Origin of the sequence: Streptomyces sp. NPDC032198 (genome assembly GCF_040636975.1) — a bacterium.
In the GTDB taxonomy this organism is placed as follows: domain Bacteria; phylum Actinomycetota; class Actinomycetes; order Streptomycetales; family Streptomycetaceae; genus Streptomyces.
Window position 1 is genome coordinate 64328 of the sequence record NZ_JBEZVL010000013.1, and the last position, 23618, is coordinate 87945.

Sequence of the window (23618 nt, forward strand, 5' to 3'; positions counted from 1 at the left end):
GGTTGGCCCGCGCCGCCGCTGGGCCGCCACGAGGGGCGCCCTGGGCATTTGGCGAGTCAAGCGATGAGTTCGGACGGCCGACAGGGTCTGCCCTTGTATGACTCGGATCATCGCTGACATCTCGGTCTCGCTCGACGGCTTCGTCACCGGGCCTGACCCGGACCCCGGCAACGGTCTCGGCACCGGAGGCGAGGCCCTGCACACCTGGGCGTTCTCCGACGACCCCGAGGACCTACGGGTCCTGCGCGAGGGGACCGCCCGCTCGGGAGCCGTCGTGCTCGGCCGTCACCTCTTCGACGTGGTCGACGGACCGAACGGCTGGGACGACAAGACCGGCTACGGCGCCGGCGAGGTCGGCAAGCCCGCGTTCGTCGTCGTGACGAGCTCACCGCCGGAGTCGATGCGGCTCACCTCCCTCGACTGGACGTTCGTCACCACCGGTCTGCGCGACGCCGTCGCCGCCGCGCGCGAGCGCGCCGAGGCGGCATCTTCGGCCGGCGGCAGGGATCTCGACGTCGTCCTCATGGGCGGCGGCGCAACCGTCTGTTCGGCGCTCGACGCCGGGCTGGTCGACGTGCTGTCGCTGCACCTTGCACCCGTCGTACTGGGCTCCGGGACGCCCCTGTTCACCGGCGTGGCACCGCGCGGGCTGGTACAGCGGAGCGTCACCTCGACATCGACCGCCACGCACCTGGTCTACGACGTCCTCTGACGCCTCTTCTGACGACGTCCCGCTCGTGGCTACGTCTCGTGGCGATACCTCGTGACGACCTCTCGGCTGAACGATCCCAGATTCACTGTGGTGGCGGCGCGTTCCTCTCCGCTCCAGCCCCTGCCGATGCGCCCGGTGTCGCGGGCAGTTCCACGGTGACGCGGACCCCGCCGGCAGAGCGCGGGGTGAGGGTGAGGGTGCCGTCGTGTGCCTGAGTGATCGTTTTGACGATGGCCAGGCCCAGGCCGACGCCCGCGTGGTCGGTATGTACGCGCTCGGTGCCGCGCTGGAAGGGTTCGGTGAGTGTCGAGACCAGCTGTGGGGCGAGCTTCTCGCCGGTGTTCTCGACAGTGAGCACCACGGTGTCGGGGCGGGCGCCGCGGACACTGGTGTTGACCCACACGGTGCCCTGTTCCGGCACGTTGTGGACGACCGCGTTGTGCACGAGGTTCGTGATCAACTGCAGCAGGAGCGCCTGGGATCCGATCGTGGGGGTGATGTCGCCGCCGGTCTGAAGCGTGACGCCGTGCTTCTCCGCGAGGGGCAGGAGTCGCTCGGCGGCTTCTTCGGCCAAGAGGGACAGGTCGACGCGTTCGCGGGGGAAGGACCGCTGACCGGCGCGGCTGAGCACGAGCAGCGCCTCGGTGAGGTCGATGGCCCGGGTGTTGACGGCGTGGAGGCGCTCGATGACTTCACCGGTGTCGCTGTTCGGGTCAGTGCGGGCCACGTCGAGAAGCGTCTTCGAGATCGCCAACGGGGTACGCAACTCGTGCGAGGCGTTGGCTGCGAATCGCCGCTGTTCGGCGACGTGGGCCTCAAGCTGTACGAGCATCGTGTCGAAGGCGTCGGCGAGTTCGCGGAACTCGTCATTGCGGCCCGGCAGCCGGATCCGGTGCGAGAGCGATCCGTTCGTGACCATGCGTGTCGCGTACGTGATGCGCGTGAGGGGGGCGAGCATGCGGCCGGCGAGGAGCCACCCTCCCAGGAGCCCGAACACCAGCAGGAACGTCAGCGCGACGGCGGCGATCGGAGCGAAAGCGCGGAGGACCGGTATGCCGTAGTCAGGCTCGAATCTGAGCCCGACGTGTGTCACACGCGTCAGGAACACCCACGCGGCCACGAGCAGCATGGCCCCGGCAACCATGACGAATCCGGCATAGCTGAGGGTGAGTTTGACGCGGACGCTCATTCCAGGCGCCCTATCCACAGTCGGCTCCCTCGCGTCCGGACTCCGGTTGCGTGTCGATGCGGTACCCGACGCCCGGCGTCGTGGCGATGATCCAGGGTTCGCCGAGACGCTTACGCAGAGCCGAGACGGTGATGCGTACGGCGTTGGTGAACGGGTCGGCGTTCTCGTCCCACGCGCGTTCGAGGAGTTCCTCGGCGCTGACGACACCGCCCTCGGAGGCGACGAGGACTTCGAGAACCGCGAACTGCTTCCTGGTCAGCGCCACATAGCGACCGTCCCGATAGACCTCCCTGCGGAAGGGATCCACCCGCAGCCCCGCGATCTCTCGCACGGGCGGCCTGCTGTGGGCGCGTCTGCGGTCGAGTGCTCTGAGTCTGAGCACCAGTTCCCGGAGTTCGAAGGGCTTCGTCACGTAGTCATCCGCTCCGAGTCCGAACCCGGAGGCCTTGTCGTCGAGCCGGTCGGCCGCGGTGAGCATGAGGATCGGCATGCCGCTGCCGCCCGCGACGATGCGTTCGGCGATCTCGTCGCCGGAGGGTCCGGGGATGTCGCGGTCGAGGACCGCGATGTCGTACGTGTTGATGCTCAGCAGTTCCAGAGCGGTGTCGCCGTCGCCTGCGATGTCGGCCGCGATCGCTTCCAGGCGCAGGCCATCGCGAATCGCTTCTGCCAGATAGGGCTCGTCCTCGACGATCAGCACACGCATGTCACCGATGTTACGAGTCGGCACATATCGTCCGCGTATCGAAAACCGCATACGTGGCGACAACACCAAGCTGCCTTGACTGGCAGCATGATTCGAACCCCGCCCTTAGCCTCGCCATCAGCGCGAACAGCCCGCCCGACGCGAAAGACGACCCGCCTGATCGGCCGGGCCCTTGTCGTCGGCCTGATGGCCGTCATAGCAGTGATCACCGCGGTTCTCGGCTACCAAGTGTCGAAGTCCGCGCCCCACTCAGCCGCATCGCCCTCGCATTCTCTCGGCAGTGAGCGCCGTAGTGGGCTCGGAGCGGCCGACGGTGTCGTCCCCGACGGCGTGACGGTCTTCGATGACGCGATTCCGGCTGTGACCCATCTCGACACGGATCTGCTCAAGGCCCTCCGCCGGGCTGCCACGGCTGCCTCGGCCGAGGGAGTCGCGTTCTACGTCAACAGCGGCTGGCGTTCCCCGGAGTACCAGCAGCAGCTCTTTCGCAAGGCGGTCGCCGAGTACGGGTCCGAGGAGGAGGCCGCCCGATGGGTAGCCACCACCGCGACATCTCCGCACGTGTCGGGGGACGCGGTCGACATCGGGCGCTCCGATGCGACGGCGTGGCTGTCCCAGCACGGCGCCGGATACGGCCTGTGCCGGATCTACCGCAACGAACCCTGGCACTACGAACTGCGCACCGATGCGATCACTGACGGCTGCCCGCGGATGTATGCCGACCCCACCCAGGACCCGAGGATGCACCAGTGAACGGCAGTGAACGAGGACAGACGATGGCGCACGCGGACACGGCGGAGACCGACCAGGACAGCCGCGGCGTCGGCCTCCCGGAGACCGGGCGCTCCGATACCGGCTACCCGGAGACCGACTACGGGAGTTGGCGCGCGCGCATCCGCCGGGCGCTCCGCACGGCCGGCCGGACGGGGCCCTGGAAGCGCGGTCTCGTTCTTGCGGGGCTTGCGCTGCTGCTGGGCCTGCTCATGCTGGCGCACGCGCAGATCCCGGACCGCGGGGGCATCGGCAGCCTGGTGGAGACCTTCCTGCCGTGGTTCGGCCTGTTCGTTCCGGTGCTGCTGGCCGGGGCGCTGTGGCGCCGCTCCGCTTCCGCGGTGATCGCGCTGCTGCTGCCGGTCGTGGTGTGGCTGAGCCTCTTCGGGGGGCTGCTCACCGACAAGTCCCACCCGGACAGCGACCTCACCGTGGCAAGCCACAACGTCGGCGCCGACAACGCGGATCCGGTCGGCACCGCCCGCGACCTGGCCGCCTCCCAGGCGGACGTGCTGGCCTTGGAGGAGATCACCACGGAGGCGAAGCCGCTGTACGAGAAGGAGCTGGCCCAGACATACCCGCACCACAAGGTGATGGGCACGATCGGCCTGTGGAGCAAGCTGCCGCTCTCGGGCACCCGGCCGGTCGACATCAAGCAGGATGTCGGGCCGCTGGCCGACACCAAGCCGGAGGACGTCAGACTGGCCGACAGCCGGGCGCTGCGCACCACGGTGGCCACGGACCAGGGGCCGCTGGCGGTGTACGTGGCCCACCTGGGGTCCGTACGCGTGGTTCCCGGGGACGGATTCGGGACGGACGACCGGGACCGCAACGCGAAGGCGCTCGCCGAGGCCGTCGCCGCCGAGCCGAACAAGCGGCTGGTGCTGCTCGGCGACCTGAACGGCACCACGGACGACCGCGCGTTCGCCGGCCTCACGTCCCAGCTGCGGTCGGCCCAGGACACGGCCGGGGACGGCTTCGGCTACAGCTGGCCGGCGAAGTTCCCGGTGGCACGGATCGACCAGATCCTGGTCCGCGGTGTGGAGCCGAGGAGCTCCTGGGTACTGCCCGCCACCGGCAGCGACCATCTGCCGGTGGCGGCCGGAATCAGTTGGTGAGCGTTCCACCTTCGCAGGCCACGTCCGGGTCACGGTTCCGTTGAGTGGGTGTACCGCGGTTGTGCCGAGACCGGGGACAGCGGATTCTGTAGGGGATGAACGGGGCTGGTGTGGCGCCATGACGGCATCGAACGCGGAGCAGGGGGCTGACTTTCGTGGGCCCCTCGACGTCACCAGGGCGGCCACGGCGGTCGTCGACGCCCAGGACACGGTCATCGGGTGGAGCCCCGCGGCCGAACGGCTGCTCGGCTATCAGCCGCAGGAGATCGTCGGCCGGACCCTGGCCGCGTTCCTGTCACCCGGCCCCGCGCCCTCTTTCCTCCCGCTGCCTCCCGAGTTCCGGGGGCACGAGCTGCACGTCGCCCGGCACCGGGACGGGCGGGAGCTGATCGTCGCCACCGCGGTGTGCCCCCTGCCCGGCGCCGGGACAGCGGCGCGCGTCCTCGTCGCGACGGAACTGAAGGATCTGCGGCTGTGGGAATCCCGGCAGGCCCTGCTGCAGGGGCTCGCCACCCAGTCCCCCGTCGGCCTGGGCATCTACGACACCGATCTGCGCCTGACCTGGTGCAACACGGCGTACGAACGAGAGATCGGACGCCCGTTCGCCGAGTTCCGGGGCCTCCGGGCCGATCAGCTGTACTCCGGGGGAAGGTTCGTGACCAAGGGGCATCCGCCCACGCTCGAAGCGGTCATGCGGCACGTGCTGGAGACCGGCGAACCCTTTCTGGATCTGCACTTCCAGGGCCCGCCGCCCAGCGACCCGGAAACGGACCACCTGTGGTCCTGCGCCTACTACCGGCTCCAGGACGCCGATGGACGCGTCATCGGAGTGTGCGAGGACGCATTCGACATCACGGACCGCTACAAGGCGCAGCGGCGCCTCGCCCTGCTCGTCGAGGCGGGCCGCGGAATCGGGACCGCCCTCGACGTGCGGGTCACCGCCGAGAAGATCACCGAGGTGGCAGTACCGGAATTCGCCACCACGGTGACCGTCGACCTCGCGCAGGGGGTCCTAGAGGGCGAGGTGCCGGCCACCAGCGGCGCGGCGGCGACGTCTCTGGTGCAGGTCGCCCGCTGCTCGGCCGAGGAAGCCGACGTCCAGGTGCCCGAGGAGAATCCCGGGCAGCAGCCCGCCGCTTCTCCCCCGGCCGTACATCACTCCGTGGAGTACCCGCCTGGTTCGCCGCAGCATCGCAGCCTCGCCTCGGGTGGGCTCGTGCTCGACGAAACCGTCCTGGTCGTGCCGCTGCGGGCCGGGAACAGCACGCTGGGCCTCGTCACCTTCATCCGCGGCACCGGCGGGGCCACCTTCGACAGCGGTGAAGTCGCGCTGGCCGACGAGCTGGTCGCCCGTACGGCCGTGTCCATCGACAACGCCCGCCGCTTCACCCGTGAACGCACCGCCTCCCTCGCCCTCCAGCGCCAGCTGCTGCCCCAGCACGTGCCCGAGCAGTCAGCGGTCGAGCTGGCCCACCGCTACCTGCCCACGGACGACGTGACAGGGGTCGGCGGCGACTGGTTCGACGTCATCCCGCTCTCCGGAACCCGGGTCGGGCTCGTGGTCGGCGACGTGGTCGGCCACGGTCTTCAGGCAGCCGCCACCATGGGCCGGCTGCGCACGACCGTACGGGCCTTCGCACAGATGGACATGGACCCCGTCGAGCTGCTCTCCCGCCTCGATGATCTGGTGGCGCAGTCGACGGAGGAGCAGCGCAGCGAGCTGGGCACACCCGACGGGACCTACGCCGATGTGACCACCGGGGCGACCTGCCTCTACGCGGTCTACGACCCGGTGTCACGGCGCTGTGTCATGGCCAGGGCAGGTCACCTGCCGCCCGCGGTCGTCACCCCGGACGGTGCGCCGACCTTCCCCGATCTGCCGGCCGGTCCGCCGCTGGGCCTCGGTGGCCTGCCGTTCGAGTCGCTGGAGATCGAGCTGCCGGTGGGCAGCCTGCTGGCGCTCTTCACCGACGGCCTGGTCGAGGCGCGCGACCGCGACATCGACCACGGACTCGACACCCTGGCAGCGGTACTCAGCGACCGGCACGCCTCGCTGGAGGAGCTCTGCGACCGGGCCGTGGCGCAGCTCCTGCCCAGCGGCTCGACGGCCGACGACACCGCCCTGCTGCTCGTCCGCACCCGCGAACTCGACACCTCGCAGGTCACCGAGTGGGAGCTGCCCCCGGAGCCGGTGGCCGCGGGCCGGGCCCGGGAGCTTGCGACCCAGCAGCTGCACGAGTGGGGCCTTCAGGAGCTGTCGTTCGCGACGGAACTCGTCGTCAGCGAGCTGGTGACCAACGCGGTCAGGTACGCAGAGGGACCGATCCAGGTACGCCTCATCCGTGACCGCACCCTGTTGTGCGAGGTCGCGGACCAGGGCCACACCTCGCCCCACCTGCGCCACAGCGGCGACGAGGACGAAGGCGGGCGCGGCCTGTTCATCGTCGCGCAACTCGTCCAGAGATGGGGAACGCGCTACACCCGCTCCGGCAAGACCATCTGGACCGAGCAGGCCTTTCCCTCTGCACCGGGGTGAGAAAGGCGCCTGACGTGGCCTTGGCCCGTCAGGCGCCTTCTCCCGTTGGGCGCTCAGCCGTTGAAGTGCTCAGCCGTTGAAGCGTTCCGGGTCGGGGCCGGTCCGCTCGTCGCGGTTCAGTGCCGAGATCTCACCGATGTCGCCCTCGCTGAGCTCGAAGTCGAAGAGGTCGAAGTTCTCCTCGATGCGCTTCTGGGTCACCGACTTGGGGAAGACGATGTCGCCGCGCTGGAGGTGCCAACGCAAGGTCACCTGTGCGGCCGACTTCCCCACCCGCTGCGCGATGCGGTTGATGGTCGGGTCGTCGAGCACCTTGCCCTGCGCGATGGGCGACCAGGCCTCGGTGGCGATGTCGTGCTCGGCGCCGAAGGCCCTGACGTCGTCCTGGGTGAGGTAGGGGTGCACCTCGATCTGGTTGACCGCGGGCACCACGTCGCTGTCCTGCATCAGCCGACGCAGGTGGTGGGGCTGGAAGTTGGAGACTCCGATGGCCTTGGACCGCCCTGAGCGGTAGATCTCCTCCAGGGCCTTCCAGGTCTCGACGAAGTCGCCCTTGCCCGGCAGCGGCCAGTGGATGAGGAAGAGGTCGAGGTAGTCGAGGCCGAGGTCGTCCATCGTGCGGTCGAACGCCTTGAGCGCGTCGTCGTGCGCGTGGGCGTCGTTGTTGAGCTTGCTGGTCACGAAGATGTCGGCGCGGTCGATGCCGGAGTCACGGACCGCCTGGCCGACCTCCTTCTCGTTGCCGTACATCTCGGCCGTGTCGATGTGGCGGTAGCCGGCCTCCAGCGCGGCCAGCGTCGTCTCCCGGGTCTCCTCCGGCTCGATCTGGAAGGTGCCGAAGCCGAGCTGGGGGATCCGCACGGCGTTGTTGAGAGTGATGGCGGGTACTGCGGTCACGGTGGCTCCTTGCCTTGCTGGTTTCGCGATCAGCGGTCCGTTTGATCAGCGGACTGTGCGTGCGGAGGGTCGTATATCGGTACGCCTCATATAGGTACGCCTCTCCGCTCACTCAGCCGTAAAACACACGTATGGTCAGTGTTTGTCCCGCCGCGCACGACCGGGTTGGTCAGCCGACCGGCGGGACGCGCTCGGGCCGGTCAGCCGGCGATTCCGCTCAGCTCCGCGTCGGGCGGCAGGACCCTGACGAGCTTGCGGTTCACGAACTCCTGCATGCCGAGTTTCGAGAGTTCACGCCCGTAGCCCGAGCGCTTGATGCCGCCGAACGGCAGGTCGGGCTGGGTCGATGTCGGGTGGTTGACCCAGACCATGCCGGTCTCCACGCGCTCCGCGACCCGTCGGCCGCGCTCCACGTCCGCGCAGAACACGGAGCCGCCGAGGCCGTACTGGCTGTCGTTGGCGAGGGCGATGGCCTCGTCCTCGTCGGCGACGCGGTAGATGACCGCGGCGGGCCCGAAGAGCTCCTCGGCGTAGGCACGCATCCCCGGCTTGACGCCGGTGAGGATCGTCGGTTCGACGAAGGCACCCGGACGGTCGATCCGGTGGCCGCCGGTGACCAGTTCCGCCCCTTGGTCCACCGTCTCGCGGATCTGATCGGCCAGGTCCGACGCCGCCTGCTCGGAGGAGAGCGGGCCCAGGGTGGTCGCCTCGTCCGCGGGATCACCCGGCCGCAGCTCCTCGAACTTGCGACGCAGGCCGTCGACGAAGTCGTCGTAGACGTCCTCCAGCACGATGAATCGCTTCGAGGCCACACAGCTCTGGCCGGTGTTCGCCATCCGGCCCGCCACCGCGGCCCCGATCGTGCGGTCGAGGCCCTCGCCGTCGAGGACGATGAAGACGTCGCTGCCGCCGAGCTCGAGGAGGCTGGGCTTCATGTTCCGCCCGGCCCGTTCGGCGACCTTGGATCCCGCCCCCTCGCTGCCGGTCAGGGAAGCTCCGCGGACCACCGGGCTGTCGATGATGCGCGAGATCTCCTCGTGGCTCACGAAGAGGTTCGTGTAGACACCCTCGGGGGCTTCCGCGTCACGGAAGAGCGTCTCCAGGGCCAGAGCGGACTGCGGGCAGATACCGGCGTGCTTGACCAGCACGGTGTTGCCGAGCACCAGGTTCGGCCCCGCGAAACGGACCACCTGATAGAGCGGGAAGTTCCACGGCATGACGCCCAGCAGCACACCGAGGGGCTCGCTGACGAGGTACGCCTCCCCCTCATCGACGTCGAGCGGTTCGGCGGCGGCGAAGTCCGGCCCGTGCCGCGCGTAGTACTCCAGGATCGACGCGGCGAGGTCCACCTCGCCGCGGGCCTCGGAGATGAGCTTGCCCATCTCCAGGGTGATGAGCTGGGCCAGCTCTTCCTTGCGCTCCTTCATCAGGTCGGCGGCGCGTCCGACGAGGGCCGCACGGTCCGCGATCGGGCGCTTGCGCCATGCGTCGAACGCATCACCTGCGGTCTCGACCGCCGCATCGACTTCTTCGCCCTCGATGGCCGGGAACTCCACGAGGGTCTCCCCCGTGTACGGGCTCACGGTCGCAAACGAACTTTTGCGCTGATCTGACATGAACTCTCCAGAGCGACGGGTGAGGGCGGTGAGGCTCAGGACGGAACGCTGCGTTCCGGCCCCATCCCGGGGTACCCGACCTCACGAGGCGCAAACAGTTCATATGCCAAAAAGGGTGCGTAAAGCCCTCTGCGGGAGTCGGGCGGACGGTGCGCGCCGGACCTCACTCCCGGGTACCCGCCCGGGCCGCGGGACTCACATGAATCCGCAGGTCGCCGAAGCGATGGGACGGCCAGTCGCGCGCGTATCCCGGCGGCCCCTCCTCCTCCGTGGTGAGCGTGGCCGTCGGCGTCCGCCGTGCGGTCCGGAGGAAGTCCTGCCGGGTCGTGTTCGCGTTGTGTCCCTGGGTCTGGGCGGAGGAGCACCCGGCGTAGAAGGCGATCGGGAGCGCCTCATATCCGTTCAGGACGCAGGGCGGCCGTACGCCGAGCCGGTGCAGCTCGGCCGCCGTGCGGGCCCACTCCTGCCGCCCTGCGGTGGACCGGGACACGGCGTCCTCCAGCACCACGTACTGCATGGCCAGATGCCCGGCGAACGCCAGAGTCGCCAACGTCACCACCGCCGGACGCCAGGCCCGGCGCGCGGTGGTGACCAGGTGAACGAGGGCATCGGCGACCGGGAGGGCGAGCAGTGCGTAGAACGGCAGCAGGAAGCGCGGCGCGGCGTATCCGATCATGAACAGGTACGGGATGCTCGCCGTCATGGCGCAGGCCAGCGGCAGGAGCGTGCGCGCGGTGCGCCGCCCCCTGACCGCGACGGCGAGACCGACGGCGGCGAGCAGCGGCAGGGCGAACCACCACGCGATCAGCTGCGGGGCCGGGAGCGAACTGTCGCACGGACGGCACAGGGTCTGGCCGCCCAGGCTGCGCAGCTGATCCAGGACGGCGATGTTCCAGCCGAGACCGCCCTGGATCCGGGAGGCGTCGGCCAGGCGCGCGCCCAGGCCACCGAAACTGACGTACGCCTCGGCCACCCAGCCGACGACCCCCGACCCCAGGCCCACGACGAGCGCCGCCAGCAGCCGCGGGCGCCGCCACCGGCGTACGCACACCAGGAGTACGAACAGCGGGAGGACCACCCAGACGGCGTCGGTGGGCCGCATCCACGCCAGCAGCGCCGCGCTCACCCCCGCGCCCCACAGCGCCGGCCGGTCATGGCGGTCGGCCTGGGCGCGCAGGAAGCAGCCGACTCCGGCCAGGGCGCCGATCGCGACCCAGTAGTTGGGCATGACCTCCGGGCCGTAGAACACGGTCACCCAGAGCGTCGCGAACAGGACGCCCGCCAGGACGACCACCCGTTCGGGGAACAGCCCCCGCCAGATGCGCAGCGCCAGGAAGAGGCCGAGGCCGGACAGGACGGCCAGATAGACCCGCAGGAGCGAGGTGGACGACGACCACGAGGCGATCGGCGCGACCAGCAGGGAGATCCCGCGGGAACGGGGGGCGCTGAAGAACGCCGCCGGAGTGTGGCCGCTGACCTGGCTGACGTACACCGCCTCGTCCCATCCGAGCCCCATGCCGGGCCGTACGAGGACCAGTTGGAGCAAGGTGAAAGCCGCCGCCACGGCAGCCACCCCGCCCAGGCCTTTGATGCGTCGCGGAGTACGGGCGGCCGGCATCGGACCGCGGCTCTCCAGCCCGACGAGCGGGGCGTTCAACGTCTTGACCATCGCCTGCCTTCCCCTACGCGCAGCAGGGCTCCCCTTCCGGCCTGCAAGGCACAGGACAGAAGACATAAGTAGGAAAAACGTGGATAAACTAACCCGGGTAGCTTGGGAGCGCAGCGCGAAGATCCGGTGCGGGGACGACGGCGGGGACAGGATCGGTGAGGGCGGGCATGAGAGAAGGCGCCTGATCCAGGCCTCCGCCCGTCAGACGCCTGATGGCGTTGAGCACCCCCCGACGGCCGACGGGGTGGCTTCCCCGAAGGGAAACCACCCCGTCGGCCCTGGGCCGAACCTCACACCCTCACGGTGCTACAAGTGCCAGGTCGATAAAGCGACTTAGCGGCACAGCGCCGATTCCACGACCTTGTCGACTCGCGCCCTGCCCGCCTCGTCGTCCAGCTGCATGGTCACCGCGACGTTGGCGGCGCGGCCGTCGTCGGTGGCTCCGCCCCGGGTCTCGTACCCCGGGAAGCTGCCGCCGTGGCCCCAGTAGAGGCCGTCACCGCACGGAAGCGGCTTGCTCACGATCCCCAGGCCGTAGCGGGCACCGGGGCCGAAGGTGTCTTCCGCGGGGAGCGTGGAGCCGCGCATCTGGGCGAGCTGGGCCTCCGGGAGGAGGCCGCCGCCCAGGAGCTCGGAGTAGAAGCGGTTGAGGTCGGAGTTGGTGGAGATCAGCTGACCTGCGGCCCATCCCCAGGAAGGGTCGATCTCCGTGATGTCCTGGAGGGGCGCGTCGGCCGCGTCCCGGTAGTACCCGTGGGGGCGGGGTCCCCGGATGGTCGTGTCGCGGCGGTCGGGGAAGTAGGTGTGGCGCAGCCCGATGCGCTTGATGATGCGCCGGTCCAGCTCATCGGCGAGGGAATGCCGGGTGACCTTCTCGACGATCAGGCCGGCCAGCACGTAGTTCGTGTTGCTGTACTCCCACTTCTTTCCGGGATCGAACTCGCCCTTGTGCTGGAGTGCGATGTCGACGAGCTCGCGCGGAGCGAAGTACCGGGGTTCGTCAAGGTACTTGCTGTAGTTGGGAAGTCCGCTCGTCTGCTGCAGAAGGTGGCGGACGGTGATGCGTCCTCCGTCGATGTTCTCCCCTCGGACGAGGCCCGGCAGGTAAGTGTCGACCGAGGTGTCGAGGTCGATCTTCCCTTCGGCGACCAGTTGCAGCACGAGCACCGCGGTGAATGTCTTGGTGTTGCTGCCGATGCGCACCCGGCCGTCCCTGGGAACCTTGGAGCCGGTGGCCAGATCGCCGACCCCCGCGGTGTAGTTGCGGGTGTGGCCCTTGCGGCCTTCACCGTCCTTGACGCCGGCCAGTGCGGCGGGCAGTCCGTCGGTGTGCACCAGGCCGTTGAGGCCCTGTTGGACGGTGTCGACGGTGTCAGGCCGCGCGGCGGACACCGCGGGCGGTGCCAGGGCACCCAGCGTCAGGACACCGACGGCCGCCGCGGCCACGGCCGGGACGACCCTGCGCAGACCGCCCTGCTGCCGGGAGGTCTGCCGGGGGGACTGCCGGGAGAACTGCCTGGGGGAACCGGACCTCTGCCATACCTGCTCGCGCACGCGCCAACTCCTACGGGATCGGGATGATGGGAAACCAGCGGCATTTCTGCCGGTCCCAGCATTTCCGGAAGCGCCTGCCCGGAACGATCCTGCTAGCCGCCCGGCCCGGGTGGGGCTATCCCCCGGTACTCCGGTCCCGTCCCGCGGTGCTCGCGCCCGGGTCCGGCGCTCGGCGTCCCCCTCCGCCTCCCTCTCCCTCTCCCGCCGCTGCTCAGCCCGCGATCGAGTCGAGCTGCTCGGCCGCGGGGCGCAGCGCCCACAGGTCTCCGCCGGGTGGCGTCTCCAGCTTCGGGACCGCCCTGCGAGCGGCCGGGTCCCCGGCGTCGGCCGCCGCGTGCACGACATCGCTCGCGGCGAACCGGTGGAACTCCAGCTCCGGGTGCGGCCACCGCGCCGCCCCCGTCGCCGCGGGCAGGAGATACCCGACGGCCTTGAACAGGCTCTGCGCGTCGGGGCCTTGATGCGACCAGAGGTCCACGCCCACATTCCGGCCGATGGCGGCGAGCCGGGTGTAGGCGACCAGGTCAAAGGTCGAGTAGTGCCAGCTCCGCGTCCGGGCAAGCTCCTGCGGCTGGCCGCCGTCGCCCGCGATCTGGGGGTCGATGCGGCGGGCGCGGGCGTCGAGCACGGTGCGGCGGGCGAGCGCCGTGTCGCCGGTGGCGTAGGCGAGGGCGGCGACCTGCATGTCGTAGAACGTGCCGTGATTGTTCTGCGCGGCGCCCTCCTGCTTGCCGAAGTCACTGTCGACGAGCCAGCCGAGGAAATCCCTGTTCCACTTCGTCATCGCGGAGCGGTCGCTCTTCGACCAGCCGGGTGCGCCCGTGCCGAGGATCGCGATCGCGTCGACGACGCTCGTGTACGACTGCGAGAAGTCGATGATGCCGATGGCCCGGCCGTCGTACTTGCAGGGGATGAACTGTGCGTGGTCCAGGTTCGGGTTCATCTTCGTCGCCGGAGCGAGGAACCAGGTCCGCAGGACGGAGGCCGCCTTCTCGGCGTATCGCTTCTTTCCCGTGTAGTACCAGGCCAGCGTGAGGTCGTACGTCGCGTCGAAGACCTTCTCCACGTCCTGGCGGTCGGTCCCGGTGTCGACCTCGGGGTTGCGCTGCCCGTCGCGCTGTTCGTACGGGCAGCCCCACGGGTTGTCGGCCGTCGGCGCCCGCGTCGGCCACCAGTAGGGCGCCTGACTCAGGTAGTCGTGCACGTCACCGCCGGGTGCGGGCTTCGGCTTGTCGACGACCGTCCAGGGTCCCTGGCCGAGCCAGGCGTCGGCGCGTGTCGTCACGTCCCGCACAGAGCGCTTGAGTTGGGGGTCACCATGCTGCAGGCGGAGCTTGGTCCGCTGGAGCCGCTCGCCGTCGAGCACGGCGGTTCGCGGGGCGTCCTCGCGGGCGGAGGCGTTCGCGACCGGCATCAGGGCGGAGGCGAGGGCCGCCGCCGCGGTGAGCAAGGCGCCGAACCGCACCCGGGATCTTGCGCGCATCACACACTCCAGTCACGAGTGACGAAGGACGAAGGACGAGTTGGTCAGATACATGAACAATGTTCGCCATCTGGACCGGGCGAGCGTAGAACCCGCGGGCCGCTCAGGCAACGGGTGTGACACGACGGCTCGTTGGCGACTCGCTGGGTACTCGCTTACGACCGGCACCCTCGCTCGCTCACACCCGGCGTCGAGGAACCGGCCTTCCATATAGGCCCCGTTCTGGCCTATATGCCTCTTAGTGTGGTCCTGACCGGCGGGACAGGAACATCGGAAGGCGGAGACCATGACTTCGAACGACCCGACAAACACCACCGAGCCGACGGACTCGACGAACACCCCGGCCGTCACCGGTGAGCGTGCCGAGTGGCTGGAAACCCTGGCCAAACACCGGCACTTCCTGCGCTTCACCGCACGCGACCTCACGGACGAGCAGGCCGGGCTGCGGACCACCGCGAGCGAGCTGTGCATCGGCGGCCTGATCAAGCACGTCACCGGGGTCGAGAAGTCCTGGGTGGACTTCATCCTGAACGGCCCGGCGACGATGCCGGACTTCACATCCATGACCGAGGCCGACTGGGCCGACCGGGCAGAAGGCTTCCGGATGCTGCCGGGCGAGACGCTGGCCGGCGTACTGGCCGACTACGAGGAAGTGGCCCGCAGGACCGACCAACTGGTCGCCGCCCTGCCCGACTTGGACGTCACGTGGCCGTTGCCGAAGGCTCCGTGGTTCGAGGGCGACGCGCAATGGTCGGCCCGCCGGGTACTGATGCACATCGTCACCGAGACCGCCCAGCACTCCGGCCACGCCGACATCATCCGTGAGTCCATGGACGGCGCGCAGAGCATGGCCTGAGGCGGGTCCGCCGACTATACTCTCTGACTGATTTTTCAGTAGCGCGAAGAGCCGAAGAAAGCCCCTTGTGGAGCCCGCGCCGAGCCCTTCGAGCAGGGCGGCGAGCCGCTCTCGACGCGCAGGTCGCGGACATCGCGATGGGCGATCAACCGTGCGGCAGCGGCGCGGCCGCCTCGAGGATCTGGTGAGCGCGGGGCGCCATGCACCCGAACTCCATCGGGCTGCTCCCGGCCCGACGATCTCGGACACTCGACATTTTTGACTGAATTTTCAGTCTGTGTCAGAGTCGTCGAACCGTCGAGTAGCCCCACCGTGCTCCGCGCGCGTCCTGCCATGCCGATGGATAGCTTGGTCCTCATCACGATGATCGGAGTTCACCGTGTCCCCCCTCCTCCCGTCGGCCCCCTCACGCCGCTCAGCCCTCCGCGCCCTCGCCGGAATCGGCTCCGCCGTCATCGGAGCCACGGCGTGCGGTCCCGGTGACGAGCTGACGGGGGCCGCGAGCACCGCCCGCGACACGGGGGCCCAGGGCCTGCGCATGGGGGCCGAGTGGGAGAGCCACGCGCGCACCTTCATGTCGTGGCCCGCCCTTGAGTCGGTGTGGGAGGAGGACCTCCCCTACGCACGCGAGGACATCGCCCGCGTCGCCCGCACCATCGCGGAGTACGAGTACGTCGTGATGCTGGCCAGGTCCGACCAGCAGAAGGCCGCCCAGAAGGCCTGTGGGCGCGACGTCGAGGTCATCCCGCTGGCCGTCGACGACCTGTGGGCCCGCGACACCGTGCCCGTGTTCGTGGAGCAGGACGGTGACGTCGTCGGCGTCGACCTCAACTTCAGCGGGTGGGGCAACAAGCAGGAGCACACGAACGACGCCCGCGTCGGCCGCACCCTCCTGTCGGAGTACGACATCCCGCGCAGGAAGGCGCCCCTGGTCGCCGAGGGCGGCTCCTTCGAGACCGACGGCGAGGGCACGCTCCTCATCACCGAGAGCTCGATCGTCAACGACAACCGCAACCCGGGAAAGAGCCGGGACCGGATCGAGGACGAGATCAAGCGGACGCTGGGCATCAAAAAGGTGATCTGGCTGGCCGGCGTGCGCGGCGAGGACATCACCGACGCACACGTGGACAGCCTCGTGCGGTTCACCGCGCCCGGCGTGGTGCTCCTGGACCGGGCCTTCCCCGGCATGCCCGCCGATGCGTGGTCCCGCGCCGCCGACCAGGCCAAGTCCGTTCTCTCCAAGGCCACCGACGCCAAGGGTCGCCCCTTCGAGATCATCGACCTGCCGCAGCCCGACCTGGACAGGATCACCGGCGAGGGCGACGACTTCGTGTCGACCTACACCAACTTCTACGTCGCCAACGACTCTGTCTTCCTGCCCAGGTTCGGTGACCGCAAGGCCGACAAGCGCGCCAAGAGCATCCTGCGGGAGCACTTCCCCCAGCGCGACGTCGTGCATATCCCGATCGACACCATCGCCTCCGGTGGCGGCGGCATCCACTGCTCGACGCACGATCAGCCCGGCGGGCCCGTCGACTGACGCCTCTTCAACAGAGGGGGTGGCAATAGAGGGGGTGGCGTCAGCAACACCCCTGGTCCGGGCCTCAGACCTCCTGTCTCATGGCCCTCGTCGGCGCAGGCTTGTTCCCGTCACCAGCGAACAGTCCGGCGGTTTCCCCCGCCGGTCACCGACGGGAACGGGGAGACATGATGACCGGTCATACGCGGCGGAGGATTCTCCAAGGGGCGGCGCTCGCGGCGGCGGGCAGCGTGGTCGGCGGGTACGGGCTCGGCCAGGAGGCCGCGGCGTCCCAGGGCCGGGCCGTCGGCGGGAGCGGCGAAGGGTCTCTCCCCTTCCTGAAGGGCGCCTTCGCGCCGGTCACCGAGGAGTTGACCGCGTTCGACCTGAAGGTGACGGGCCGCGTGCCGCGCGACCTGGACGGCCGCTTTTTGCGCACCGGCCCGAACGCACTGGGCCTGGAGGACCCGCGGGCCCATCACTGGATGCTGGGCGACGGCATGGTGCACGGGGTACGGCTGCGGGGCGGACACGCCGAGTGGTACCGGAACCGGTGGGTGCGCTCCTCGCAGGTGGCGAAGAAGCTGGGCGAGAAGTACCCGGGCGAGGTCCCGCCGGACGACTTCGCGTGCAACACGCACGTGATCCCGTACAAGGGGCGGATCCTGGCCCTCCAGGAGGGCGGGCCGCTGCCGTACGAGCTGGACGGCGAGCTCGGCACGGTGCGTCCGTACGACTTCCGCTCCACGCTGCGGGGTGCGTTCACCGCGCACACCAAGTACGACGCGGCAGCGGACGAGCTGCACGCGGTGGCGTACTACCCGACCTGGGACCACGTCCGGCACATCATGATCGACCGGACCGGCCGGGTGGCACGGAGCAGCCGGATCCCGGTGCCGGACGCGCCGATGATGCACGACTTCGCCCTCACGCAGAAGTACGTGGTGATCGTGGACGTCCCGGTCACGTTCGACGCGGCGGCAGCCGAGTCGGGGGCGGCGGTGCCATACGTCTGGAACGAGCGGCACCCTATGCGCGTCGGGGTGATGCCGCGGGCCGGCGGCGCGACCCGCTGGTTCGAGATCGACCCGGTCTTCTATTCGCACACCCTCAACGCGTACGACCAGGGCGAGTCGGTGGTGGTGGAGTACACCAGCATGCCCGCCCCGTTCTACGTGGCCGGGCGGGGCAACGGCGGCCCGTTCACGACCGGCACGCCGACGCTCGACCGTTGGACGGTCGACCTGCGCGCCGGCCGGGTCCACAGCTCTCGCATCGACGATCTGCCCCAGGAGTTCCCTCGCGTCAACGAATCCCTGGTCTCGCGCAGGCACCGCTACGGGTACACGGCGAGCGCGGCCGAGATGTGGCGCGCGTACGAGACGGTGGACGGGGTGCCGCCGGACGACAAGTTCAGCAACTGCCTGGTCAAGCACGACATGTTGCGCGACAGCAAGGAGGTGGTGCGCTTCCCGAAGGGCGCGGCGGCGAGCGAGCCGGTGTTCGTGCCGCGCCGGGGCGCGCGGGACGAGGACGACGGTTACCTCCTCGCCTACGTGCACGACCCCGACCGCGGCGCCACCGACCTGGTGATCCTCGCGGCCCAGGACTTCACGTCCCGCCCACTGGCCCGCGTCCACCTGCCGGGCCGGGTCCCGCTGGGCTTCCACGGAAGCTGGGTCGGGGAACTGTAGCCGCGGTTGAGCACTAGGGGCCGCGGGTCTCGGCCGGTCGGCCGCCGCCGACCGGCCGAGTCCGTCAGTTGCCGCCGGTGCCGATCGTCGCGCCGACCGCGTCCAGTGCGGTGGTCACCGGCTGGAAGAAGGTCTCGCCGCCCGCGGTGCAGTCGCCGCTGCCGCCCGACGTGAGGCCGATCGCGCTGCCGTCGGCGGTGAACAGTGAGCCCCCGCTGTCTCCCGGTTCGGCACAGACGTCGGTCTGGATGAGGCCGCTGACGGTGCCTTCCGGATAGTTCACCGTGGCGTTGAGGCCGGTGACCACGCCGTCCTGGAGGCCGGTGGTGCTGCCCATGCGGGACACCTCCTGCCCGACCGCCGCCTCGGCGGCCTGTGTGATCTCCACCGTCTGGCCGTCACCCGTGTCGACCGTGCTCGGGGCCTCCGTCGCCGGATCGTCGTATGTGACCAGGGCGAAGTCGCCGTCCCCCGGGAACGTCGCGGCCTGGACGCTTCCGATGGCCGCGCCGTCCTGGGCGTCCGACCAGCTGTCGGCGGCCACCCCGCAGTGCCCCGCGGTGAGGAAGGCGGGAGCTCCGTCGTCGGTCGTCACGTTGAAGCCGAGCGAGCAGCGTGCGCCGCCTCCGAAGATGGCGTCACCGCCCGCGGCGAAGGGCTTGAACTCTCCCGCGGACTTCTGGATGCGGGCCATTCCCGAGCCGAGGGATTCGACGGTCGACTCCAGCTTGTCCCAGCGTTCGCCGGTGACGGTGCGGTCGGCCGTGACCACGATCTGATTCGTCTTCGGGTCCGTGGCCCACGCGGTTCCGGCCATGGTGGCCCGGCTGCTCAGTGTCTTCGTGGCGGCACCCAGCTCACCGGCGCTGTTGTCGACGCTCCGCGCCACCGCTCCAGCTCTCTTCACCTGGACGTTCACCGCGTTGTCGTCGCCCACGACGTTGACGACCAGCTGCTGCTTCGCCTCGTCGTAGTACGCCCCGGCGTACGCGTCACCGAGCTGCGAGGCCAGCGGCTCGACCAGCTTCGTCGCCGATGCCGCGCTGACCTTTTTGGCAGCGGCCCCTGAGGCGGTCTCCGAACCGGACTGCGAGGCGTTGGCCTGTTGCAGCAGCACGGCCGTCGCGACCATGCCCAGGGCCGCCGCCCCTGCCAGTACGGCCTTCCGCTTGGGTATTCGCTTGTGCCTCAACTCGTCGCCTCCTGTGGGGGTGTCCCGTGGGGGATTCCGCATCCGGTCACCGGCCGAAGCCGGTGACATGTCCGGCCCTAGATACGGGTGCGACGGGAGTTGTGTTCAGCGATGACCGTGGGAAGCCATGACCTCGGCGAGCCATGCCTCGGCGATCAGCCGGTGGCCGCGCGGGCTCGGATGGACCCCGTCGGGGGCCAGGGCCTCCGCACCGCTCGCCTCGGCGGCACCGGGCAGGAGCAGGTCCGCGCGCACCAGTTGGGCGTCGTTGCCGCGCGCCGCGCGCAGGACGGCTTCGGTGCGGGGGGCCAGGTCCTCGAACCAGCTCTCCTGCTCCGGGGTGACCGGGAGGAGGAAGGGCGTGATGACGACGAGCCGGGCGGACAGCTTCTGCCGGGTGTGCGTGAGGAGGCGGTCCAGGCAGTCCTCGAACTCGGCGACCGGGCTGGGTAGTTGGCTGTCGTAGCGCCGCCAGGTGTCATTGATGCCGATCTTGACCGTGACCACGGTGGGCCGCGGGTCGATGACGTCGGTGGTCCAGCGGGATTCGAGATCGTACACGCGGTGGCCGTTGACGCCTTTGTTGATGACCTCGGGCACGGGTCCTGCGCCGCCCGCCTCGGCGCGCAAAGCTTGCTCGATCTCGCGGACGTATCCGTTGCCGAGCGAGGTGGGATCCGTACGGTCGCGGCCCGCGTCGGTGATGGAGTCGCCGATGAACAGGAGCCTGTCGTCTGCCGTGATGTGCATGTGTGTCTGCCTCCTCAGTGCGGGCGCCCGGCCGTTCTCGCCGGCCGCTCCGAGCGCCGGGCCACCGTACGTCGCAGTGTGTCGGCCTCACGCGTCAGCAGAGCGGGGTCGTTGCCGGGCACGAACTCCAGGAGGGCGTCTGGGTGCAGGTGCTGTTCGCGCAGGTGGCCGAAGACCGCCGTCCACAGCTCGTCGCGATCGGCCAGCGGAAGTCGGTGGTGCCCCGAGGAGCGCCGCGGCGCGGGCGAGCGCCGGGAAATCGGCCAACTCGCCCGCCCCCGAGCGGAAATACGAGCCGTACGAGCAGCAGGCGAGCCCGTAACGGTCGGAGACATCACGGACAGCGCGGACCGTGTCCCGCTCCTGCGCAGGCGCGTGTACGTCCGCGCCCCACTCCACGACGTCGAGCCCGCGTCCGCGGCGCGGCGCGCGACCTCGGCGGCGGGCAGGTGCCGGAAGGTGACGGAGCAGAGCCCCGGCCTGCTCACGGCCGCGCTGTCCCCGCTCATGCCGCGTTCGGGCCGACGTCGGCCACCGTGAGGGGGCGGCGCAGTGGGGCTGTCGTCGCGTACTCGTCGGCGCCGATGTCCCGTGTGCCGCCCCGCGGGTGGCCGTCGATGTCGTCGGTCACGGCGGGGCTGCCGAGCGTCGCCTTGCCGATCGCCGGGCTGCCCGCCGTAAGCCGGGACACCCCGTCGGACTCCTTCCGCAGGAGCGGGTCGACCCGGGTGAAGCCGCCGGTGGGGATGTTGCCGTTGGCCGCACCGCCCCACAGGATGTTGCTCTGCCAGGTGAAGCCGGTGGTCTTCCCCATCGCGACCAGGCTGCCGGAGTCACCCACCAGGAGGTTGTCGGCAATGACCACCTTCTGGGGCTCGTAGTCCCGGGTCTCCCCCGCCAGGGTTTCGGCGTTGCCGACCAGTGTGTTGTGCACGATCACCGCGCGGTCGCACGCGTCGTTGCCGCGCCGCTCCTCGGGCGTCTCACCGGAGTTGTGGTCGCGGGTGCTGCCGCTGCCGACCACCAGCGCGCGTCCGGACAGGCCCGCCACGAAGTTGTTGAGGACCACGTGGTCGTTCCCGTAGAGGCGCAGGCCTTCCTTGCCGTCGAGGAGGTAGTTGCTCTCCACGCGGGTGCGGTTGCCGTGGCGCAGGACGATGCCGCCAGTGCTGTCGCGGATCGTGTTGTAGCGGACGGTGTTGTCCGAGGACTTCACCGAGATGGCCTCGGGGTCTCCGTCGCAGCGCTCGAAGAGGTTGTACTCCACGACGGCGTGGGCAGCGGAGAGCGCCCGAGGGCTGACGCCGAGGCGGATGGGCTCCCCTCCGTTGGCGCCCGCGAAGCTGTGGTCGGAGAAGTGGTTGCGCAGGATGTGCACGCGCTGGGCCATGGCCGTGCTGCCGGAGCCCTCCACGCAGAGGAAGACGCCGAGGGTGGTCTTGCCGTGGAAGTGGTTGCGGTCGACCTTGCTGTCGTCCGCGCGCACCATCACCGAGTGCAGGCCCTCGATGTCGGCGAGCTGGAAGTCGTTGCGGGTCAGCCGGATGCGCGAGCAGTTCGCCGGTATCTCCAGGGTGGTGCTCTGGCGGAACGCGAAGCCGCTGACGGTGATGTTGCTGGAGTCGCTGAAGGCGAAGCCGCGTTCGCCACGGAGTACCGCGCCGCCTCGGGACGCGGCGGAGATGGTGATGGGGGCGTCCTGGGTGCCGTTCTTGCCCGAGATGTTGATGGAGGTGCCGGACGGGACGGTGTAGGTGCCGTCGGCCAGGACGATGCGGGCGCCGGGTGCGGCGCTGTTGATCGCCTTCTGCAGGTCGCTCAGCGAACTGACCGTGGCGGACGTCCCGCTCTCGGCTGCGCCTGCCGTACGCAGAGCGGCGAGCGGCACGGCGGTGAGCGCTGCTCCTAAGGCCGTGCCGGTGAGGAAGGTGCGGCGTTTCATGTTGCCTCCGTGGGGGGTGCTGGTGGAAAGGGACTTCGCGGGTGGAAGGGGGTCCGGGCGGCTTCGGCCGACGAGCCGTCAGCCGGCCGCCGCGGTGTCCAGATACAGCTCGATCACCGGCACGGGTGTGTCGGGGCGCTGTACCGGGAGTTGGAGGGTGAGGGTGCCCGCGGGCTGTCCGCCCATCTCGGTGTTGAGGGCGGGCTCGCCGGGGGCGATCTCGATCCGGGTGATCTCGGACGCGTCGTTCAGGAGCTGGGCGTAGCGCACCCGTCCCGCGAGCCCCGGCAGGTGCAGATGGCGCAGGGGCCAGGAGAACAGGTGGACGTAGAGCCGGTCGCCGCGCTGGGTGTAGCGGCAGTCGGCGGGTGCGGTGTACGGGGACGGGCCGCAGCCGCGGAACGCCCGCTCGTGCAGGTCCGTCCAGCGGCCGAGCTCGCCGAGGGTGCCGACCGCGCGCGGGTCGAGGTCGCCGCGGCCGGTGGGGCCGACGTTGAGCAACAGGTTGCCGCCCTTGGACACGCCGTCCACGAGCATGCGGATCAGCAGGCCGGCGCTCTTGTGGTCGAGGTTGTCGCGGTCGTAGCCCCAGCTGCCGTTGAGTGTCTGGCAGGCCTCCCAGACCACGGGCCGCCCGTCCTTGGTCATCGGGCCCGCGGGCTGGTACTGCTCGGGGGTGACGAAGTCGCCGGGAAGTCCGGTCCGGTCGTTGACGAGAGTGTGCGGCTGGAGTTCGCGGATCATCTCCAGGAGCTTCGGCGCGTCCCAGTCGTCGGGGCCCTTGCCGCCCCACCAGTGGCGGCCCGCGTACGAGAAGTCGAAGAAGAGGTAGTCGACGCGTCCGAAGTCGGTCAGCAGCTCGCGGACCTGGCCGTGCAGATAGCTCCGGTAGTCGCGGATGTCGCGGTCGGCGGTGGCGGCCTTGAACTCCTCGTCGTCGCGCTGGGGGTGGGTGCCGTCCACGGGGAACGACGGGTGGTGCCAGTCGATGAGCGAGTAGTAGAACCCGACCTTGAGCCCCTCGGCGCGGCACGCCTCGACGAACGGCCGGACGAGGTCGCGGCCGTACGGGGTCTTGGTGGCCTTGTAGTCGGTGAGGGCGCTGTCCCACAGGCAGAAGCCGTCGTGGTGCTTGGTGGTGAGCACGACGTACCGCATGCCCGCGGCCTTGGCGGTCCGCGCCCACCGGACCGGGTCGTAGCGGTCGGGGTCGAAGTGGTCGAAGTACACCTGGTACTGCTCGTCTGAGAGCTTCTCCCGGTTCTTGACCCACTCATGGCGGGCGGCGAGGGAGTACAGGCCCCAGTGGACGAACATGCCGAACCGGTCGGTGGTGAACCAGGTGGTGTCGGGGGCTTCGGTCGGGCTCACGGGGTGTCGCTCCTTGCGGTCGTGGGTGGTGCGGCGGGCGGGT

19 protein-coding genes are annotated in these 23618 nt (G+C 69.9%); 7 read left to right on the forward strand and 12 right to left on the reverse strand.

Going from position 1 to position 23618, the window contains the following annotated elements:
- The first annotated feature begins 97 nt into the window (after positions 1 to 97).
- On the forward strand, positions 98 to 712 hold the full coding sequence (locus AB0E78_RS30920) for a dihydrofolate reductase family protein (protein WP_361839354.1): 615 nt from the start codon (positions 98 to 100) through the stop codon (positions 710 to 712).
- 82 nt (positions 713 to 794) lie between these two features.
- Here the strand turns inward: AB0E78_RS30920 and AB0E78_RS30925 are convergent, their stop codons facing one another.
- Both AB0E78_RS30925 and AB0E78_RS30930 read right to left on the reverse strand, forming a co-directional pair.
- Positions 795 to 1919 (reverse strand): HAMP domain-containing sensor histidine kinase, encoded by a 1125-nt coding sequence (locus tag AB0E78_RS30925; RefSeq protein WP_361839356.1) that lies wholly within the window; start codon positions 1917 to 1919, stop codon positions 795 to 797.
- Positions 1912 to 2607: a response regulator transcription factor gene (locus AB0E78_RS30930; RefSeq protein WP_361839359.1), complete on the reverse strand. Its 696-nt coding sequence runs from the start codon at positions 2605 to 2607 to the stop codon at positions 1912 to 1914. The genes AB0E78_RS30925 and AB0E78_RS30930 overlap by 8 nt, the downstream gene beginning before the upstream one ends.
- A 186-nt stretch (positions 2608 to 2793) precedes the next feature.
- On the opposite strand from AB0E78_RS30930, the gene AB0E78_RS30935 reads away from it, so the two are divergent.
- The 3 genes from AB0E78_RS30935 (at position 2794) to AB0E78_RS30945 (ending at position 7032) form a co-directional block, all read left to right on the forward strand.
- On the forward strand, positions 2794 to 3360 hold the full coding sequence (locus AB0E78_RS30935; protein ID WP_361839361.1) for a M15 family metallopeptidase: 567 nt from the start codon (positions 2794 to 2796) through the stop codon (positions 3358 to 3360).
- Positions 3357 to 4496 (forward strand): endonuclease/exonuclease/phosphatase family protein, encoded by a 1140-nt coding sequence (locus AB0E78_RS30940; RefSeq protein ID WP_361839364.1) that lies wholly within the window; start codon positions 3357 to 3359, stop codon positions 4494 to 4496. Before AB0E78_RS30935 ends, AB0E78_RS30940 begins: the two co-directional genes overlap by 4 nt.
- A 118-nt stretch (positions 4497 to 4614) precedes the next feature.
- Positions 4615 to 7032, forward strand: coding sequence for a SpoIIE family protein phosphatase (locus AB0E78_RS30945; protein WP_361839367.1), 2418 nt, complete (start codon positions 4615 to 4617; stop codon positions 7030 to 7032).
- A 69-nt stretch (positions 7033 to 7101) separates the two neighbouring features.
- On the opposite strand, the gene AB0E78_RS30950 is transcribed toward AB0E78_RS30945, so the two are convergent.
- From AB0E78_RS30950 to AB0E78_RS30970, 5 genes are all read right to left on the reverse strand, one after another.
- Positions 7102 to 7929 (reverse strand): aldo/keto reductase, encoded by an 828-nt coding sequence (locus AB0E78_RS30950; RefSeq protein WP_361839370.1) that lies wholly within the window; start codon positions 7927 to 7929, stop codon positions 7102 to 7104.
- 200 nt (positions 7930 to 8129) lie between these two features.
- Positions 8130 to 9545, reverse strand: a complete 1416-nt coding sequence (locus AB0E78_RS30955; RefSeq protein WP_361839373.1) for an NAD-dependent succinate-semialdehyde dehydrogenase — start codon at positions 9543 to 9545, stop codon at positions 8130 to 8132.
- A 163-nt stretch (positions 9546 to 9708) separates the two neighbouring features.
- Entirely contained in the window at positions 9709 to 11163 is a 1455-nt protein-coding gene (locus AB0E78_RS30960; protein WP_361839843.1) for a hypothetical protein, read from the reverse strand.
- A 384-nt stretch (positions 11164 to 11547) separates the two neighbouring features.
- Positions 11548 to 12681, reverse strand: a complete 1134-nt coding sequence (locus tag AB0E78_RS30965) for a serine hydrolase domain-containing protein (RefSeq protein WP_361839845.1) — start codon at positions 12679 to 12681, stop codon at positions 11548 to 11550.
- A 298-nt stretch (positions 12682 to 12979) separates the two neighbouring features.
- Entirely contained in the window at positions 12980 to 14251 is a 1272-nt protein-coding gene (locus AB0E78_RS30970; protein WP_361839376.1) for an alginate lyase family protein, read from the reverse strand.
- Positions 14252 to 14537: 286 nt separating this feature from the next.
- Here AB0E78_RS30970 and AB0E78_RS30975 point away from each other — a divergent pair, with 286 nt between their 5' ends.
- The 3 genes from AB0E78_RS30975 to AB0E78_RS30985 all read left to right on the forward strand — a co-directional run bounded on the left by AB0E78_RS30975 (position 14538) and on the right by AB0E78_RS30985 (position 18320).
- Positions 14538 to 15107 (forward strand): DinB family protein, encoded by a 570-nt coding sequence (locus AB0E78_RS30975; RefSeq protein ID WP_361839379.1) that lies wholly within the window; start codon positions 14538 to 14540, stop codon positions 15105 to 15107.
- Between the two features lie 379 nt (positions 15108 to 15486).
- Positions 15487 to 16647, forward strand: a complete 1161-nt coding sequence (locus tag AB0E78_RS30980; RefSeq protein WP_361839382.1) for an agmatine deiminase family protein — start codon at positions 15487 to 15489, stop codon at positions 16645 to 16647.
- A gap of 170 nt (positions 16648 to 16817) precedes the next feature.
- Positions 16818 to 18320 (forward strand): carotenoid oxygenase family protein, encoded by a 1503-nt coding sequence (locus tag AB0E78_RS30985; RefSeq protein ID WP_361839385.1) that lies wholly within the window; start codon positions 16818 to 16820, stop codon positions 18318 to 18320.
- A gap of 64 nt (positions 18321 to 18384) precedes the next feature.
- Here the strand turns inward: AB0E78_RS30985 and AB0E78_RS30990 are convergent, their stop codons facing one another.
- From AB0E78_RS30990 to AB0E78_RS31010, 5 genes are all read right to left on the reverse strand, one after another.
- On the reverse strand, positions 18385 to 19512 hold the full coding sequence (locus AB0E78_RS30990) for a S1 family peptidase (protein WP_361839388.1): 1128 nt from the start codon (positions 19510 to 19512) through the stop codon (positions 18385 to 18387).
- A 105-nt stretch (positions 19513 to 19617) separates the two neighbouring features.
- Complete coding sequence (locus AB0E78_RS30995) at positions 19618 to 20262, reverse strand: GDSL-type esterase/lipase family protein (protein ID WP_361839391.1); 645 nt, start codon at positions 20260 to 20262, stop codon at positions 19618 to 19620.
- A gap of 14 nt (positions 20263 to 20276) precedes the next feature.
- Positions 20277 to 20771: a hypothetical protein gene (locus AB0E78_RS31000; RefSeq protein WP_361839394.1), complete on the reverse strand. Its 495-nt coding sequence runs from the start codon at positions 20769 to 20771 to the stop codon at positions 20277 to 20279.
- On the reverse strand, positions 20768 to 22204 hold the full coding sequence (locus AB0E78_RS31005; protein WP_361839397.1) for a polysaccharide lyase 6 family protein: 1437 nt from the start codon (positions 22202 to 22204) through the stop codon (positions 20768 to 20770). Before AB0E78_RS31005 ends, AB0E78_RS31000 begins: the two co-directional genes overlap by 4 nt.
- A gap of 78 nt (positions 22205 to 22282) precedes the next feature.
- On the reverse strand, positions 22283 to 23575 hold the full coding sequence (locus tag AB0E78_RS31010; protein ID WP_361839400.1) for an alpha-L-fucosidase: 1293 nt from the start codon (positions 23573 to 23575) through the stop codon (positions 22283 to 22285).
- Between the last annotated feature and the right edge of the window lie 43 nt (positions 23576 to 23618).

Bases quoted from the DNA above. Each gene is read 5' to 3' on its own strand.
- AB0E78_RS30930 (WP_361839359.1), bottom strand. From the start codon at position 2,607: ATGCGTGTGCTGATCGTCGAGGACGAGCCCTATCTGGCAGAAGCGATT.
- AB0E78_RS31000 (WP_361839394.1), bottom strand. From the start codon at position 20,771: ATGAGCGGGGACAGCGCGGCCGTGAGCAGGCCGGGGCTCTGCTCCGTC.
- AB0E78_RS30935 (WP_361839361.1), top strand. From the start codon at position 2,794: ATGGCCGTCATAGCAGTGATCACCGCGGTTCTCGGCTACCAAGTGTCG.
- AB0E78_RS30970 (WP_361839376.1), bottom strand. From the start codon at position 14,251: ATGCGCGCAAGATCCCGGGTGCGGTTCGGCGCCTTGCTCACCGCGGCG.
- AB0E78_RS30920 (WP_361839354.1), top strand. From the start codon at position 98: ATGACTCGGATCATCGCTGACATCTCGGTCTCGCTCGACGGCTTCGTC.
- AB0E78_RS30985 (WP_361839385.1), top strand. From the start codon at position 16,818: ATGACCGGTCATACGCGGCGGAGGATTCTCCAAGGGGCGGCGCTCGCG.
- AB0E78_RS31005 (WP_361839397.1), bottom strand. From the start codon at position 22,204: ATGAAACGCCGCACCTTCCTCACCGGCACGGCCTTAGGAGCAGCGCTC.
- AB0E78_RS30975 (WP_361839379.1), top strand. From the start codon at position 14,538: ATGACTTCGAACGACCCGACAAACACCACCGAGCCGACGGACTCGACG.
- AB0E78_RS30960 (WP_361839843.1), bottom strand. From the start codon at position 11,163: ATGCCGGCCGCCCGTACTCCGCGACGCATCAAAGGCCTGGGCGGGGTG.
- AB0E78_RS30995 (WP_361839391.1), bottom strand. From the start codon at position 20,262: ATGCACATCACGGCAGACGACAGGCTCCTGTTCATCGGCGACTCCATC.
- AB0E78_RS30945 (WP_361839367.1), top strand. From the start codon at position 4,615: ATGACGGCATCGAACGCGGAGCAGGGGGCTGACTTTCGTGGGCCCCTC.
- AB0E78_RS30955 (WP_361839373.1), bottom strand. From the start codon at position 9,545: ATGTCAGATCAGCGCAAAAGTTCGTTTGCGACCGTGAGCCCGTACACG.